The organism is Sphingomonas sp. Root720 (assembly GCF_001428605.1).
GTDB lineage: Bacteria > Pseudomonadota > Alphaproteobacteria > Sphingomonadales > Sphingomonadaceae > Rhizorhabdus.
In genome coordinates, this window is record NZ_LMID01000001.1 from 408,033 (window position 1) to 422,597 (window position 14,565).

Below are 14,565 nucleotides of genomic sequence, written 5' to 3' on the forward strand. Positions count from 1 at the left end.
CCAGGCGTCCATGGCTAGAAACGGCTTGCTCCGGCTGTATCGCCAGGGGCTAAGTGAGCCGCATCAGCATCGACGGCGCGAGGGGATGGATCGGATGGCCAGCGGATATGATTTCGATCGGCTGACCGCCGACGATGTCGTGGCGCGGCTCGGTGCCATGAGCATCGAGCGGATGATCGCGGAGAGCGAGGCAATGACCCTCGCCGCGCACGGCGCGCTCGCCACCTATTCCCGCAAGGTGTTCATCCCGCTGACCCGGCTGTGCCGCGACGTCTGCCATTATTGCACCTTCGCCACCACGCCGCGCCAGGCGGGCGCCGCCTATCTGAGCCGCGAGCAGGTGCTGGCGATCGCCCGCGCCGGCGAGGCGGCGGGCTGCCGCGAGGCGCTGTTCACCCTCGGCGACCGGCCCGAGGACCGCTATGCCGCGGCACGCGACGCGCTGGCGGCGACAGGCCATGCCAGCACCCTCGCCTATCTGCGCGACATGGCACAGGCCGTGCTCGACGAGACCGGCCTGCTGCCGCACCTCAACCCCGGCCTGATGGATACGGACGACTATGCCGCGCTGCGCCCCGTATCGGCTTCGATGGGAATCATGCTGGAAAGCGCGTCCGATCGGCTGTGCGAACCGGGCGGCCCGCATTTCGGTTCGCCGGACAAGCTGCCCGCCGCGCGGCTCGCGGCGATCGAAGCGGCCGGTCGCGCAGGCATACCCTTCACCACCGGCCTGCTGATCGGCATCGGCGAGACGCGGCGCGAGCGGATCGAGGCGCTGCTGGCGATCCGCGACCTCCATGCCCGCTACGGCCATGTCCAGGAAGTGATCATCCAGAACTTCCGCGCCAAGCCCGGCACGCGGATGGCGGACCATGTGGAGCCTTCGCTCGAAGAGCATCTCTGGACGATCGCCGCGGCGCGCCTCCTGCTGGGACCGGACATGACGATCCAGGCGCCGCCCAATCTCCACGACCGCGCCGAGCTGACGGCATTGCTGCGCGCGGGGGTGAACGACTGGGGCGGCGTTTCGCCCGTGACCCCCGACCATGTGAACCCCGAGGCCCCCTGGCCGCATCTCGCGGTGCTGGCGCAGGCGACCGCCGAGGCGGGCCGCACCCTGATCGAGCGGCTCGCCATCGGCCCGGCCCATGCCCGCTCGGTCGACCGCTGGGCCGACCCCGCGCTCGCGCCGCGGATCAGGCGGATGGTCGACGGGCGCGGCCTGCCGAAGAGCGACGGCTGGTCCGCGGGAGAAGGCGGCGCGGTTCCGGGGATCGGCCTCGACGCCGCGCCACGCGCACGCCCGGGCACCGCCGCGATCCTGGCAAAGGCCGCATCGGGCGCGACGCTCGACGAACGCGACATCGTCGCGCTGTTCCGGGCAGAGGATGGCGACCTTTCGGCGATCGCCGCGACGGCGGACGAGCTGCGGCGCACGACGGTGGGCGACGCGGTGACCTATGTCGTCAACCGCAACATCAACTACACCAACATATGTCTATACAAATGCGGCTTCTGCGCCTTTTCCAAGGGCAGCACCAAGGCAGAGCGCGGCCCCGCCTATCGGCTCGACCTCGACGAGGTCGGCCGCCGCGCCGCCGAGGCGGTCGAACGGGGAGCGACCGAGGTCTGCCTGCAGGGCGGCATTCACCCCGCATTCGACGGCCACACCTATCTCGATATCGTCAGGGCGGTCCGCACCGCCGCGCCGTCGGTTCATATCCATGCCTTCTCCCCGCTCGAGGTGACCCACGGCGCGCAGACGCTGGGCCTGCCGCTCGAGGATTATCTGGCACGGCTGAAGGCGGCGGGGCTCTCGACCCTGCCCGGCACCGCGGCCGAAATCCTGGACCCGGAGATCCGCGCGATCCTCTGTCCCGACAAGCTCGGCGCCGACGAGTGGATCGAGGTGATGCGCACTGCGCACGGGGTCGGCCTGCGCAGTACCGCGACGATCATGTTCGGCCATGTCGACGGCTATGAGCATTGGGCCCGCCACCTGCTGAGGGTTCGCGCGCTCCAGACCGAAACCGGCGGCTTCACCGAGTTCGTCCCCCTGCCGTTCGTCCATATGGAGGCGCCGATCTGGCGCAAGGGCAAGGCACGTTCGGGCCCGAGCTACCGCGAGGCGGTGCTGATGCACGCCGTTGCCCGGATCGTGCTCCATCCCGTCATCGCCAACATCCAGGTGAGCTGGGTGAAGATGGGCACCGACGGCGCCCGCGCCGTCCTCGACGCCGGCGCCAACGACCTGGGCGGCGTATTGATGGACGAATCGATCACCCGCTCGGCGGGCGGACGGAACGGCCAATGTTTCGACCGCACCGAGATGATCGCGCTGGCCGCCGGCGCCGGTCGTCCGGCCCGCCAGCGCACCACGCTATATCAACCGATCGGCCACGAGCCGATCCCATCCCTGGAGCCTTTCGCATGACCCTTTCGCAGACCATCGCCGTGATCGGCGGCACCGGAAAGCTGGGCGCGGCGCTCGCCCGCCGCCTGTCGCGCGCCGGGGCCACGGTGACGCTCGGCTCGCGCGATCCCGACCGCGCGCGCGCGACCGCCGCCGAGCTTGGCCATGGCGTGAAGGCCGCCAGCTATGCCGAGGCGGCGGCGGGTGCCGAGCTCGTTATCGTCACGGTCCCGTTCGCTGCCCAGGAAGGCGCGCTCCGGGAGATCGCGCCGCATGTGGCGGGCAAGGTCGTCGTCGACACAACGGTGCCCCTCGTCCCGCCCAAGGTCATGCGGGTTTCCTTGCCCGAAGAAGGCAGCGCCGCCGTCCGCGCCGCCCGGTTGCTGGGCGAAGGCGCGACGGTCGTCTCGGGCTTCCACAACGTCGCGGCGCACAAGCTGGCAACCGACGAGGATATCGGCTGCGACGTGCTGATCTTCGGCGACGACAAGGCCGCGCGCGAGCAGGTGGTGGCGCTCGCCAATGCGATCGGCTTGCGCGGCATCCATGGCGGTGCCCTTGTCAATTCGGCGGCCGCCGAGGCGCTGACCTCGATCCTCATCTTCCTCAACAAGACCTATCAGGTCGACGGCGCCGGCATTCGCATCACCGGCACGTTGATCGACCCGGCGACGCAGGCGGTGCTGGCCGCCTAGAGCCCGACCGTCGGGGGCGGAAGCTCGGGGCTTCCGCCCCGCCGTCACGGCATGGACGGATCGGCCTTCAGGTCGTTGGCGCGCTTGATGGCATAGGCGCGGATCGCCTCGACCTCGCCGGGCTTCAGATCCTTCGAGAAGTTGGGCATGCCGAGGGGTTCGGCGGCGCCTTCCAGCACGAAGGCGCGGAAAGTGTCGGGATCTGCGATCGCCATCGACCGGCGAAGATCGGGGACGCCGCCGTGATTCACGACGCTGTCGCCATGACACATCCAGCAACGCACATGGTAGAGTTCGCGTCCCTGCGCGATCACGGCCGCGCTGGCGGTCGACGGCGGCGGGGCGAGCGGCGCTTCTGGCGCCTCGGGCGGAAGCGGCAGCGTCGCGGTGCCGCCGAGCCGGAAGGTCACCACCCGGTTGACCCGCGGCTTGACCGACGCCTTGAGCGCCTCGCCCATGTTGAGCGGCAGGATACCGCCCCAGCCGACCGCGACCGAGACATATTGCACCCCCGCGATCGCATAGGTGATCGGCGGCGCGACGATGCCGGATCCCATCGACATCGACCATAGCCGCTTGCCGCTGCTCGCGTCATAGGCGGCGAAGTCGCCGGTGCCGGTACCCTGGAAGACGAGGCCGGAGGTGGTCGACAGCACCCCGCCGTTCCATGGCAACGGCATCGGCACCGACCAGGCGCGCTTGCCCGCCTTCGGATCCCAGGCGACGAGCGCGCCGCGCATCATGCCGCGGATCTGCGCCCGGATCGCCGGATCCTCGGGCATCGCCGTCTTGCCGGGATCCTGGCCGGTGTTCCAGCCGCGCTGGTCGAAGCGGAAATCCTCGGCCTTGCCCGCGACATAGCCATAGGGGATCTCGGCGGTCGGCAGGTAGACGAGGCCGGTCTTCGGATTGAAGCTCATCGGCTGCCAGCTATGCCCGCCCGCCGGCGACGGCATGCCGAGGAAGGGCTTGCCGGTGCTGCTGTAGCGCGCCTCGGGCACGATGTCGGGTCGGCCGGTCTTGGGGTCGAGCCCCTTCGCCCAGGTGACGGGCACATAGGGCGTACCCGAGATGAAGGTACCGTCGGTCCGGTCGAGGATATAGAAGAACCCGTTCTTCGGCGCCTGCATCAGCACCTTGCGCGGCTTCCCGTCGATCTCGAGATCGGCGAGGATCATGTGCTGGGTGGCGGTATAGTCCCATTCGTCGCCGGGGACTTCCTGGAAGTGCCAGACATATTCGCCGGTCGACGGGCGAACCGCGACGATCGACGACAGGAACAGGTTGTCGCCGCCGCCCGGGCTGCGCACCGTGCGGTCCCACGGCCCGCCATTGCCCACCCCGATGTAGAGCAGATCGAGCTCGGGATCGTAGGACATCGAGTCCCACGCGGTGCCGCCGCCGCCATATTTCCACCATTCGCCGTGCCAGCTCTTGGCGGCCATCGCCATCGCGCCGTTCTCGAAGCCCCTCTTCGGATCACCGGGGATGGTGTAGAAACGCCAGGCCTGCCTCCCCGTCGCGACGTCATAGGCGGTCACATAGCCGCGCACGCCATATTCGGCGCCGCCATTGCCGATCACCACCTTGTCCTTGACGATGCGGGGGGCACCGGTGATCGTGTAGGACTGCTCCCGGTCGGTGGTCTGGACGGTCCAGACCGGCTTGCCGGTCTTCGCGTCGAGTGCGACCAGCCGCCCGTCGAGGACGCCGACGAAGACCTTGCCGTCGGCATAGGCGACGCCGCGATTCACCACGTCGCAGCAGCCGCGCCGGGCGATCCCGCCCGCGACCTGCGGATCATAGTCCCAGAGCTTGCGCCCGGTCCGCGCGTCGAGCGCGATCACCTTGCTCCACGGTCCAGAGGCGTACATCACTCCATCCACGACCAGCGGCGTGCCCTCGACGCCGCGCAGCGAGCGCGCATCGAAATCGGCATACCAGGCGACGCCAAGCTGGCCGACATTGAAGGGGTTGATCGCGCCGAGGGTGCTGAACCGGTTCTCGCCGGCGTCGAGACCGTGGAGCGGCCAATCGACATCGACCGACCGATGCGGCGCGCACGACGCCAGCGCAGCCACTAGCATGGCCGCTGAAACAGCCTGGAATTTCACGCTTCTTGCTCCTGATGGCCCGGGTCGGCGAGAGACCTTCCTCGTTGGACCGGGCGGATGCCGATTAGGTCATGGGCGCCGTCATTGTATGCGCCGCGAAGATCTGGTGCCGGCCGATCCGCCCAGCGCCGCCTGCCGCGAGCGGCCGAGCGTCGCCGAGGGCGGTTCGCCATAGATTTCCCGATACATGTTGGCGAAGCGGCCGCCATGGCCGATCCAATATTGGTTGGCGAGCGCCGTGACCGAGATATCGCCACCGCTGGCGATGATGTCCGCGCGCGCGCTTTCCAGCCGCCGCAGGCGCAGCCAGCGCATCGGACTGTGTCCCATGAAGCGCTCGAAGCCATGGTATAGCGTCCGCGCCGGCACGCCCGACGCCTCGACGATATCGCTGAGCTGGATATCGTCCTTGAGATGCTGGGCGATGAACTGCTCGGCGCGACGGACGAAGACCGGCAGCACCGACGCCTGCCGCACCGGCACCTCTCGATCGAACAGTGCCGCGCGCATCATCGTGAGGAAGCTGTTCTCGTTCGCGGCGACCACATCCTGCAGGCCGAAGATCGGCGACCCGCGATGCAACTCCGCGCAGAGATATTCGATGAAGCCCATCAGGTTGGCGGCGCCGCCATTTGGAGCGTCGGCGGCGCGCTCGACGACATTGTGAACGGCTTCGTAGGGACGTCCGCTGCCGATCAGACGGTTGCAGGGAATGCCGATCGCGAGATGGGTGTGATCCTGGCCCATCTGGAAGCTGTAGCGGACATTGGGCGCCAGCAGCACGCAGTCGCCGCTCTGGAAGGACCAGTGCTGCTGATTGAATTCGACCACCGCCTGTCCGATCAGCGCGACCACGAAGACGAAATGGGTGCGCTGCAGCTCGGTGATCAGCACGTCGACGTCGGCGCCGTATGCGATCTGGTTCAGGCTGATGTCACCGAGCGATGCCGAGCAATGGTTGAAGTCGAGATGCTTGTCGCTGCTGCGCACGACGACCTCGTGCGGGAAGAAGACGCGGCTGACGCTGTCCAGCGCGTCGGCGGGCCGAGGGCTGGCGAAGCTGTGGCGGTGGACGGTCTCGGAAGCCGGCGCGACGCTGTTCGCCAGGAAGCGATGGTCGCTGGCCATTTCTTGCAAGGCAGGTCCAAATCCAAGCATGGCTTGCTCCCATCGAGCCGACCGCCCCCGTCGGGGCCCACAAGGCGCCTTCGGCTTCCCCCGGCCTTCGAAGATCATCCCAATCGCCATGCCTGTCTAGCCCGAACGCGCAACGTTCATTGAAATTACGCGGCGGATTCGGCAGTCGGCAGCGCGGCCAGGCCGAGCGGCAGAACCCCGAAGCCCTTGATCATCGCGACATAATCCCAGCAGTCGATGTTGTGGGCGATCCGGCCGTCGCGGAAGACGTAGGAGGACAGGCCGTGGAACTCGATCGGATGGCCGGTCCGGTCGATTCCCTCGAAGGCGCCGTTCCAATGCGCGGTAATCGTCCAATGGCTCGATCCGCGCTCCGGCGTGACCAGACGGACGGGAAAGCGCAGGTTGAAATCGGGCATTGTCGCGAACACGCCCTCGGCGAACTCGCGCACCCCGGCATGGCCGTGATGGCGCGCGCCTAGCGCCAGGTCCTCATAGATGCAGTCGGGGGTGAACAAGGACACCAGCCGATCGATGTCCTTGTCGGTCCAGGCCTGTTCCAGTTCGTCGAAAATGGCTTCGGTCACCATGGCTCTTCTCCCGGTTCTCGTCAGCGATCCCGCGCCTTGCGGAAATGCGGCAGGATCTTCTCGCCGATCAGGCGCAGCGACCCGGCCGGATCGGGGCCGAGTGGCGGCCCAAAGGCGATATGGTCTGCCCCACCCGCGATCATCGCCTCGATCTGGCCTATCACGTCGGTCGGCGTGCCGGTCAGGCTGAAGGCGCGCACCGCCTTGTCGGTGACCAGCGCCTTCGCCTTCTCGACCTCGCCGGCGGTGAAGGCGTCGTACGAGGCGGCGATCTCCTCCTGCGTGATTCCCGCCGCGAAGGTCATCGGCGCGAGGAAGGGCTGGAGCAGCGCCAGCATGCCGCGGATATTGTCCTCGGCCGCGGCGCGATCCTCGTCGATCGAGGCGAGCGGTCCCGCGATGATCTCGATCGCGCTCGTGTCCCGCCCGGCCGCCTCGGCGCCCGCGATAAACTGGCGGCGCAGCTCGCCGATATGCTCGGGACTGGCGGTGCAGTCGATCTTGATGCCCGGCGCGATCGATCCGGCCATCTTCGCCATCTGCGGCCCCCAGGTGCCGATGAACAGCGGGATGGCGCGCGGCACGTCGAACTGGAAATAGAGATCGGCGGTGGCCTTGAAGAATTCGCCGTCAAACGGTTCCCGGTCACCCTCCAGCATCCGGGTCATCAGCTGCCAGGCTTCCTTCAGCATCTTCACCGGCTTCACCGGATTGGTGATGCCGAGCAGCGGGTTGAAGCCACCCCGCCCCACGCCGCACACCATCCGACCGCCGCTGAGTTCGTCGAGGGCGGCGAGGTTGGCGGCATGGTAGACCGGATTGGCGACCTGCGGCGTCACGATGAACGGCCCGAGCCGAAGGCGGTCGGTGTTCATCGCGATCATCGTCAGGATCGGCCATGCCGGACGGAAGACGAGATCGTCGGCGATATGCATCTGGTCGAAGCCATAAGCCTCGACCTGCTGCGCCAGAGGGACATAGTCCTTCATCGGCAGGGCCCCGGTGACCATGATGCTGAAACGTGTCGGCATGACCATCCTGTGTCTGGTGTTGAAGGCTGCGGCCGGCGCCGTCAGAGGCGGTACTTGGCGCGGACGAACCATTCGCGCGGCCGCGACACGGTCGCCTGGGTATAGCCGATGCCGGTGTTGGAGACGCCGCTGACGAGATAGGTCTTGTCGGTGATGTTGGTCGCTCCCGCCGACAGCTCGATATGGTCGCCGGGCAGCCTGTAGGTCGCGCTCGCGTTCAGCAGACCGAAGCTCTTCTGGAACAGGGTCGGATCGTTGCTGAACTCCTTGAACTGGCTGCTCCGGTACGCATAGTCGACCCGGACCAGCGCGCTGCCCCTGTCGTCGCTGTCGAACAGCGTTGCGGTGCCGCCGATGTTCGCGGTCCATTTCGGCGTGTTCGGCACGCGGAAGCCTCCTGCCCCCGGATAATTCGCCAGCGCCTGCGCCGAGAAGTCCTTATAGTCGGCATCGGTATAGCCGAGGCTGCCGTCGAGCCGGAGCCAGTCCGCCAGCCGGGCCGACGCTTCGACCTCGAAGCCCTTGATCTTGGCCGAGGCAGCGTTGGCGAGCACCGGCACGAAGGCACCGATCGGGCCCGCGCCGTCCGGATCGATATTATAGGTGACCTGGATGTCCTTGTAGTCGGTGTAGAAGGCCGCGACGTTGAAGCGCAGGCGGCGGTCGAACAGCTCGCTTTTCAGGCCGATCTCGTAGGAAGTCGCCTTCTCGGGGCCGGCATAGGAGACGATGTCGTCCGGGTCGGTGCCCGCCGCCGGGATGACCGGCGGGAAATAGCGCATCGTGAAGCCGCCGCCCTTGAAGCCCTTGGAGAAGCTCGCATAGGCCATGACGTCGCGGTTGAACTTGTAGTTGGCCGACACCATCGGCGTGGTCGACTTCGACCCGCGCGAGTACCAGCCGGCCGGGAAGAGCGGCGTGCCGACCGGGCCGACCGCGCCGTCGAACAGATTGACGAAGCCGGGCACGTCGGTCTGCGCGACATAGCCCTGCAACGCCTGCACGCCCGGGTTGAAGCGTCGAGTCTCGTCCGAATAGCGCAGGCCGGCGGTGATCGAGAACTGGTCGGTCAGGTCGTAGCTGACTTGTCCGAAAGCTGCATAGCTGTCGTTGCGGATCTTGCCGCCCGAGAGGAACTGGACGAGCGTGAGCTCGACCGGGAAGAGCTGGGTGCCGCTCTCGTGCAGGTAATAGAGGCCGAGGACGTAATGGAGCCTGTCTTCCGCCAGATCGCCGAGCAGCTGGAATTCCTGGCTGAACTGCTCGGTCTTGATGTGCTGCTCGATGAAGTTGAAATAATGGGGGGAAGCGGTGATGTCCTGCGCGATGTCGACCTTCACCTTGCGCCAGGCGGTGATCGACTTGAGCGTCGCGCCGCCGACCTTCCATTCGAGGTTCAGCCCCGCACCATAGACGTCGGTGTCGGCCTGGTTGGGCCCGCTGTTGGTGGTTTCCAGCGACTTGAGCGGGCGGACCCACTGGCTGTTGAAGCAATAGGGATTGGCGAAGCGGCTGGCGCCCGCCGTCGGCAGGCAGACCCCGCCCGGCACGCCGGCATTATAGGCGCCCGAGAAGGCGGCACCCTCGTCGGCCTTGACCAGGACCTGACCCGGCGACTGTTCGCGGATGCGGGTGCCGTCGAGCGCGAGGGTCGCGGTGAGGTTGGGGGTCAGGTCGGCCTCGATCGCGAGGCGGCCGCTCAGCCGGTCCATATTGCCCTGCCGGTCGCCGGTGTCCTGTCCGGTTTCCGTCACGCGCTTCACGAAGCCGCCCCGGCTCTGATAGGCGCCCGACAGGCGCGCCCGGACGGTTTCGCTCAGCGGCCCCGAGATCGCCCCCTTGGCGTCGAAGCGGCTGTAGCTGCCGCTGGTCAGTTCGCCATAGCCTTCGAGCGTGTCGGTGGGCCGCTTGGAGATGAGCTGGATCGCGCCGCCGATCGTATTCTTGCCGAACAGCGTGCCCTGGGGGCCGCGCAGCACTTCGAGCCGGTCGATATCCACCGCGTCGAGCAGCGAGCCCATCGACTTGCCGATATAGACGCCGTCCAGATAGACGCCGACCGCCGGCTCGACGGTCAGCACATAGTCGGTCTGGCCGATGCCGCGGATCGAGATCTGGCTCGACGCGCCGCCGCCGGCCTCGCTTGCGGCGCTATCGAACTGGACGTTGGGAACGAAGCTGGTGATATCCGAGGAACTCTGGACGTTGCGCTCTTCGAGCGCCGCGCTGCTGAAGGCCGAAACGGAGAGCGGCGCCGACTGGATATTCTCCTCGCGCCGCCGCGCGGTAACGGTGATCTCCTCGAGACCGCTGGCAACGACCGGTCCTGCCGCTTCCTGCGCCCAGCCGGCGTTCGGCGAGAACGCAGCCACCGCCGCGGCCGAACCCATGAGAATCCCTATACCCCTTTTCATCGTCATACCCCTGACATGTGGTTTTCTTATGGGACCATGGTGCCGGGGTCCCGGCCATGCACCAAGACGCCCCCTGCAAGGGGAAGCCGCTTTTCGCCACCGAATGCAGGTGGGATTCGGCTGGGCCAGGAGAGCGCCGGAACCGCGGGCGGCCGGACGCCCCGCGCGCCCGATCCGTCCTGCCGAACCACCTCGGCATTGCGGGGTAAAGGAGGAAGTCCGCTTCCGCCCTGGAAGACTTATCCGCCCGCCGACGCCGCCTCGAACACCGCCAACTGCGCGTCGAACGCGCGCCGATAGGCAGGCCGCGCCTCGCCCCGAGCGACATAGGCTGCAAGGTTCGGATAGTCGTTCACCAGACCCGAACTCTTCAGCCGCAACAGCACCGACACCATCATCAGGTCGGCGGCGCTGAATCCGCCGTCGATCCAGTCCGCATCGCCCAACCGATCGGACAGCTGCTGCAGGCGATCGCGGATACGGGCCTTAACGGCGGGCAGGCGATCCCCGTGCCAAGGCTTGTCGCTTTCCAGCACCATGGCGACCTGAAGGTCGAGGATCGGCGGTTCCACCGTGTTGAGCGCGGCGAACATCCAGCCGATCGCACGGGCCCGCGCGGTCGCGGTGTCGGGAAGCAGGCCCGCATGGCGTTCGGCGATATGCAGAATGATGGCACCGGACTCGAACAGGACGAGATCGTCCTCCTCGTAGGTCGGTATCTGCCCGAACGGATGCCGGGCCAGATGTGCCGGCTGCTTCATCTCGGCGAAGGACAGGAGGCGGACGGCGTAGGGTTGCCCGACCTCCTCGAACGCCCAGCGGATACGCATGTCGCGCGCCAGCCCCCTGCCCCGGTCGGGCGAGCATTCGAAACCGGTGATCACTGGGGTCATGCGAAATCTCCTGCCGCACGCAGGATGCGCCGCGCGGTGGCCGCTTGGCAATATGAGGAACGGACGCCCGCTCCCGGGAGCAATCGCTCAAGCGATACGGACGCCGAAGATCGTGTCGCGCGGCCGGCCGTCTTCGGCATAGACCGGCTCGACGCCCGCGACGGAATAGAGCTTCACGTCGAACCCGATAAGTTCGTGGCTTTCGAGATGCGCACGCATGGCGTGGTAGGACCGGTCCCGGAAATGGCTTCCCAGCGCGGCCTCCGACTCCCACTCCTCGAACACGTGGAGGGTCCCGGGCTCCAGCGGGTCGACCGACCAGTCATAGGCGAGGCAGCCGGCCTCGGCCCGGCTCGCGGCGATATGCGCCGCCCCGCCCCGCACGATCTCTCCGCAAATATCGCCGCCTGCGAATTTCAGATGGCCGGCAATGATGATCCGCATGATCGATCTCCGAGGACAGTCACCCTCGGTCTATGGCGGTGGCGCTCGGCGGACACCTATTGCAAAGCGCAGCCCGGCCTTCGCGAAAAAGATCGGCGCACGCATCTCTCGGAGGTTCCTCGCCCGGTCGCGCGGCCTGCCCGGCGCAGCACCAGATCGGATCAATCGGCGAGTTCTGACCAATTGCCGACAACGCTATACGAACGCTATGCCTTCCATGCAGGAGGCGTGGCGTCGATGGCCCATAACAACAAAACGGAATATATCGCGCTGCTCGGGCGTACTCTCGCCAAGAGCCTGGATTTCTCCGGCCGATCCCGTCGAACCGAGGTCGTATATTACTGGATCGCCACGGCGTTGCTGAGCACCGTTTTCGCCTTCATCATATCAACGCTGCTGCCACTGGTAGCAGCGCTGGTCATAAATCAGATCCTCAAACTTACGTTTGCCCTGCCCTTTTTCGCGCTATTGGTGCGTCGCCTCCATGACCAGGACCGCCCAGGCTGGTGGGCACTGATGCTGCCTGCCATCCTGAGCCTCGATATTCTCGCGACGATCCGGTTCATCTTGGTCATTTACGGGGCCGGATCGGAGGCTGATACCGACCCTTCGCCGATCGAGCTGTGGATCGGCCTCCCTCTCGTCTTCACCGCTCTCGTTCTGACCTTCCTGCCTGGAACGATCGGCCTCAACCGCTTCGGACCTGATCCCCGGCTCGAATAGGGTTGGACGGCCATCGCGCTCGGATGGTGCAACGGCCTGGGTTTATCAGAGTTTCCCCGCCCGGATCTGGCCGTCGATATGCTCGGCCTGGCGCAGCACCAGCGCAACGATCGTGAGGGTCGGGTTGCAGCCCGCCGAGGTCGGGAAGAGGCTGCCGTCGGAGACGAACAGATTCTCGACATCGTGGGTCCGGCCATAGGTCGTGCAGACGCTCGCCTTCGGATCGGTGCCCATCCGCGCGGTGCCCATATTGTGGGTGGCGGGGATATAGTCGCCCATCTCGACGACCTTCTCGGCGCCGAGCGCCTCGTAGATCCTGCGGCCCGCCTTCCAGGCATAGGTCTTCATCGCGATGGTGTTGGGGTGGTCCTCATAATGGATCACCGGCACCGGCAGGCCGTAGCCGTCCCGCTCGGTCGGATGCAGGGTGATGCCGTTCGACAATTGCGGCGGGTCCTCGCCGGTCAGCAGCATGCCCGCCAGATGATCATATTTGTCGAGCACCGACGTGAGATCGTCGCCCCAGCCGCCGATCATCATGTTCTTCGCGAGGATCTCGGGCGTGAACGGCACGGTGCTGATCAGGAAGCCGCCCGCGAAACCGCGCTCGGGCCTGTGCGCGCGCTCGTCGCGGACGACGCCGGCGAGGTGGGTCTGGCGGTGGAAGTTCACCTTGCCCGGCATCACCCCCATCACCTGGATGGTGAAGTGGCGCATATAGTTGCGGCCGACGAGCCCGCTGCGGTTGGCGAGGCCGTTCGGGAAGCGCGCGCTGCGATTGTTGAGCAGCAGCCGGGTGGTCTCCACGACATTGCCGGCGACCGAGACCGCGCGACACTTCTGGGTGACCGTCTTGCCCTTGCTCAGATAGGTTACGCTCGCGACCCGGCCCGCATCGTCGAGGTCGATCGCGGTAACCATCGATTCCGGGCGCAGCTCGAACTTGCCGGTGGCCTCGGCCCTCGGGATCTCGGTGTAGAGGGTCGACCATTTGGCGCCGACCGCGCAGCCCGAGGTGCAGAAGCCGAGCTGCTGGCACGGCGGCCGATCCTGGTACTCGACCGAGTTGATCGCCATGTTGTGCGTGTCGATGTCGGTATAGCCGCATAGCCGCGCGCCGGCCTCGAGCACCTTGGTGTTGTTGCCGGCCGGCAGGAAGGGCATGCCATGCTTGCCCGTGACGCCCATGCGGACCTCGGCCTTGTCGTACCAGGGAGCGATCTCCTCCGGCGTCACCGGCCAGTCGACCAAGGTCGTGTCCGGCAGGTCGCCATAGGTCGTCCGCGCGCGCATCTCGTGCGGCTCGATGCGCGGGCAGGCCCCCGTCCAGTGCATGGTGGTGCCGCCCACCGTCTTGCAGCCCCAGACCGGGAAGTTCGGGTCGGGCTTGCCGGTCGCCATGCGGCGGTCGAGCCAGGTGAGTTTTTCGAACATCACCGCCTCGTCATTGACGATGTCGGTCAGCAACAGGCGCGGGCCGGCCTCCAGGCAGACGACCTTATGTCCCTTCTGCGCCAGTTCGTTGGACAGGGTGCCGCCAGCGGCGCCCGAGCCGATGACGACAAAGACCGAGCCGTCGTCGAGATGGAAGCGAGCGGTCACGAGCGAACTCCAGCCTTGGGCAGCCAGTCGATGTCGTCGAAGCCGCGGTCGTGATAGCCGCCATATTCGAGCGACGATCCCTCATAACCGACCATCTTCCAGACCGATCGGTCGCGGTAGACGAGCTCGGCGCCGCGCCACAGGATCGCCTTGAAGAAGGGCTCCTGGTCGACCTTCTCGACCAGGCCCTTCTGGATCACCGGCGGCAGGTCGGCGAAGGGCGCGATATGGCTGGCGTCGAGCAGTGCCAGGCCGCGATCATGCTCGGAGATCGCGGCGGGCTTCGCCGCGATCTCCGTCACATAGGTTTCCGCGACGCGGCGGTAGAAGTCCGGCGTCAGCCGGGCATGCGGAAAGGCCACCCGCAGCAGCGCGGCCGTCGAGGCCGTCCGCCTGTCTACCGCTGCGACGGCGGCGCCCATCGCCTTGCCGCAGGCGAGCGGGATGGCGGCCGCGAGGGCGATGCCGTGCATCAGCCCCCGCCGCGTCATGGAAAGCCTGGTCATCGT

General features: G+C 67.0%; 12 protein-coding genes. 3 read left to right on the forward strand and 9 right to left on the reverse strand.

Features of this window, described 5'->3' with window-relative positions:
- Window positions 1-94: 94 nt before the first annotated feature.
- Window positions 95-2,434 carry a 5-amino-6-(D-ribitylamino)uracil--L-tyrosine 4-hydroxyphenyl transferase CofH gene (gene cofH / locus ASE22_RS01885; RefSeq protein WP_056356215.1) on the forward strand — a complete coding sequence of 780 codons (2,340 nt, stop codon included), beginning with the start codon at window positions 95-97 and terminating at the stop codon, window positions 2,432-2,434.
- Window positions 2,431-3,108, forward strand: coding sequence for an NADPH-dependent F420 reductase (npdG, locus tag ASE22_RS01890; RefSeq protein ID WP_056354172.1), 678 nt, complete (start codon window positions 2,431-2,433; stop codon window positions 3,106-3,108). Before cofH ends, npdG begins: the two co-directional genes overlap by 4 nt.
- A gap of 44 nt (window positions 3,109-3,152) precedes the next feature.
- On the opposite strand, the gene ASE22_RS01895 is transcribed toward npdG, so the two are convergent.
- From ASE22_RS01895 to ASE22_RS01925, 7 genes are all read right to left on the reverse strand, one after another.
- Window positions 3,153-5,195 carry a PQQ-dependent dehydrogenase, methanol/ethanol family gene (locus ASE22_RS01895; protein ID WP_082545777.1) on the reverse strand — a complete coding sequence of 681 codons (2,043 nt, stop codon included), beginning with the start codon at window positions 5,193-5,195 and terminating at the stop codon, window positions 3,153-3,155.
- A gap of 108 nt (window positions 5,196-5,303) precedes the next feature.
- Window positions 5,304-6,350, reverse strand: a complete 1,047-nt coding sequence (locus ASE22_RS01900; RefSeq protein ID WP_056354180.1) for an AraC family transcriptional regulator — start codon at window positions 6,348-6,350, stop codon at window positions 5,304-5,306.
- Between the two features lie 155 nt (window positions 6,351-6,505).
- The gene (locus ASE22_RS01905; RefSeq protein ID WP_056354184.1) at window positions 6,506-6,949 is read right to left on the reverse strand and encodes an ester cyclase; all 444 of its coding nucleotides are present in this window, start codon (window positions 6,947-6,949) and stop codon (window positions 6,506-6,508) included.
- A 20-nt stretch (window positions 6,950-6,969) separates the two neighbouring features.
- A complete protein-coding gene (locus tag ASE22_RS01910) occupies window positions 6,970-7,980 on the reverse strand; it encodes an LLM class flavin-dependent oxidoreductase (protein ID WP_235536148.1) in 1,011 nt (336 codons plus the stop codon).
- Between the two features lie 41 nt (window positions 7,981-8,021).
- Window positions 8,022-10,370 (reverse strand): TonB-dependent receptor, encoded by a 2,349-nt coding sequence (locus ASE22_RS01915; RefSeq protein WP_235536135.1) that lies wholly within the window; start codon window positions 10,368-10,370, stop codon window positions 8,022-8,024.
- A gap of 263 nt (window positions 10,371-10,633) precedes the next feature.
- Window positions 10,634-11,287 carry a glutathione S-transferase family protein gene (locus ASE22_RS01920; RefSeq protein WP_056354191.1) on the reverse strand — a complete coding sequence of 218 codons (654 nt, stop codon included), beginning with the start codon at window positions 11,285-11,287 and terminating at the stop codon, window positions 10,634-10,636.
- 87 nt (window positions 11,288-11,374) lie between these two features.
- Entirely contained in the window at window positions 11,375-11,731 is a 357-nt protein-coding gene (locus ASE22_RS01925) for a putative quinol monooxygenase (RefSeq protein ID WP_056354194.1), read from the reverse strand.
- A 237-nt stretch (window positions 11,732-11,968) separates the two neighbouring features.
- Between ASE22_RS01925 and ASE22_RS01930 the strand changes: the two genes are divergently transcribed.
- A complete protein-coding gene (locus tag ASE22_RS01930) occupies window positions 11,969-12,454 on the forward strand; it encodes a DUF805 domain-containing protein (RefSeq protein WP_056601322.1) in 486 nt (161 codons plus the stop codon).
- Window positions 12,455-12,499: 45 nt separating this feature from the next.
- On the opposite strand, the gene ASE22_RS01935 is transcribed toward ASE22_RS01930, so the two are convergent.
- Window positions 12,500-14,056: a GMC family oxidoreductase gene (locus ASE22_RS01935; RefSeq protein ID WP_056354200.1), complete on the reverse strand. Its 1,557-nt coding sequence runs from the start codon at window positions 14,054-14,056 to the stop codon at window positions 12,500-12,502.
- Window positions 14,053-14,562 carry a hypothetical protein gene (locus tag ASE22_RS01940; protein WP_056354204.1) on the reverse strand — a complete coding sequence of 170 codons (510 nt, stop codon included), beginning with the start codon at window positions 14,560-14,562 and terminating at the stop codon, window positions 14,053-14,055. The genes ASE22_RS01935 and ASE22_RS01940 overlap by 4 nt, the downstream gene beginning before the upstream one ends.
- Window positions 14,563-14,565: the final 3 nt, after the last annotated feature.

What these genes read in the sequence shown, in the direction of transcription:
- ASE22_RS01910 (WP_235536148.1), bottom strand. Translation starts at nt 7,980, where the DNA reads ATGCCGACACGTTTCAGCATCATGGTCACCGGGGCCCTGCCGATGAAG.
- ASE22_RS01930 (WP_056601322.1), top strand. Translation starts at nt 11,969, where the DNA reads ATGGCCCATAACAACAAAACGGAATATATCGCGCTGCTCGGGCGTACT.
- ASE22_RS01925 (WP_056354194.1), bottom strand. Translation starts at nt 11,731, where the DNA reads ATGCGGATCATCATTGCCGGCCATCTGAAATTCGCAGGCGGCGATATT.
- ASE22_RS01905 (WP_056354184.1), bottom strand. Translation starts at nt 6,949, where the DNA reads ATGGTGACCGAAGCCATTTTCGACGAACTGGAACAGGCCTGGACCGAC.
- ASE22_RS01900 (WP_056354180.1), bottom strand. Translation starts at nt 6,350, where the DNA reads ATGGCCAGCGACCATCGCTTCCTGGCGAACAGCGTCGCGCCGGCTTCC.
- ASE22_RS01940 (WP_056354204.1), bottom strand. Translation starts at nt 14,562, where the DNA reads ATGACCAGGCTTTCCATGACGCGGCGGGGGCTGATGCACGGCATCGCC.
- cofH (WP_056356215.1), top strand. Translation starts at nt 95, where the DNA reads ATGGCCAGCGGATATGATTTCGATCGGCTGACCGCCGACGATGTCGTG.
- ASE22_RS01895 (WP_082545777.1), bottom strand. Translation starts at nt 5,195, where the DNA reads ATGCTAGTGGCTGCGCTGGCGTCGTGCGCGCCGCATCGGTCGGTCGAT.
- npdG (WP_056354172.1), top strand. Translation starts at nt 2,431, where the DNA reads ATGACCCTTTCGCAGACCATCGCCGTGATCGGCGGCACCGGAAAGCTG.
- ASE22_RS01920 (WP_056354191.1), bottom strand. Translation starts at nt 11,287, where the DNA reads ATGACCCCAGTGATCACCGGTTTCGAATGCTCGCCCGACCGGGGCAGG.
- ASE22_RS01915 (WP_235536135.1), bottom strand. Translation starts at nt 10,370, where the DNA reads ATGGGTTCGGCCGCGGCGGTGGCTGCGTTCTCGCCGAACGCCGGCTGG.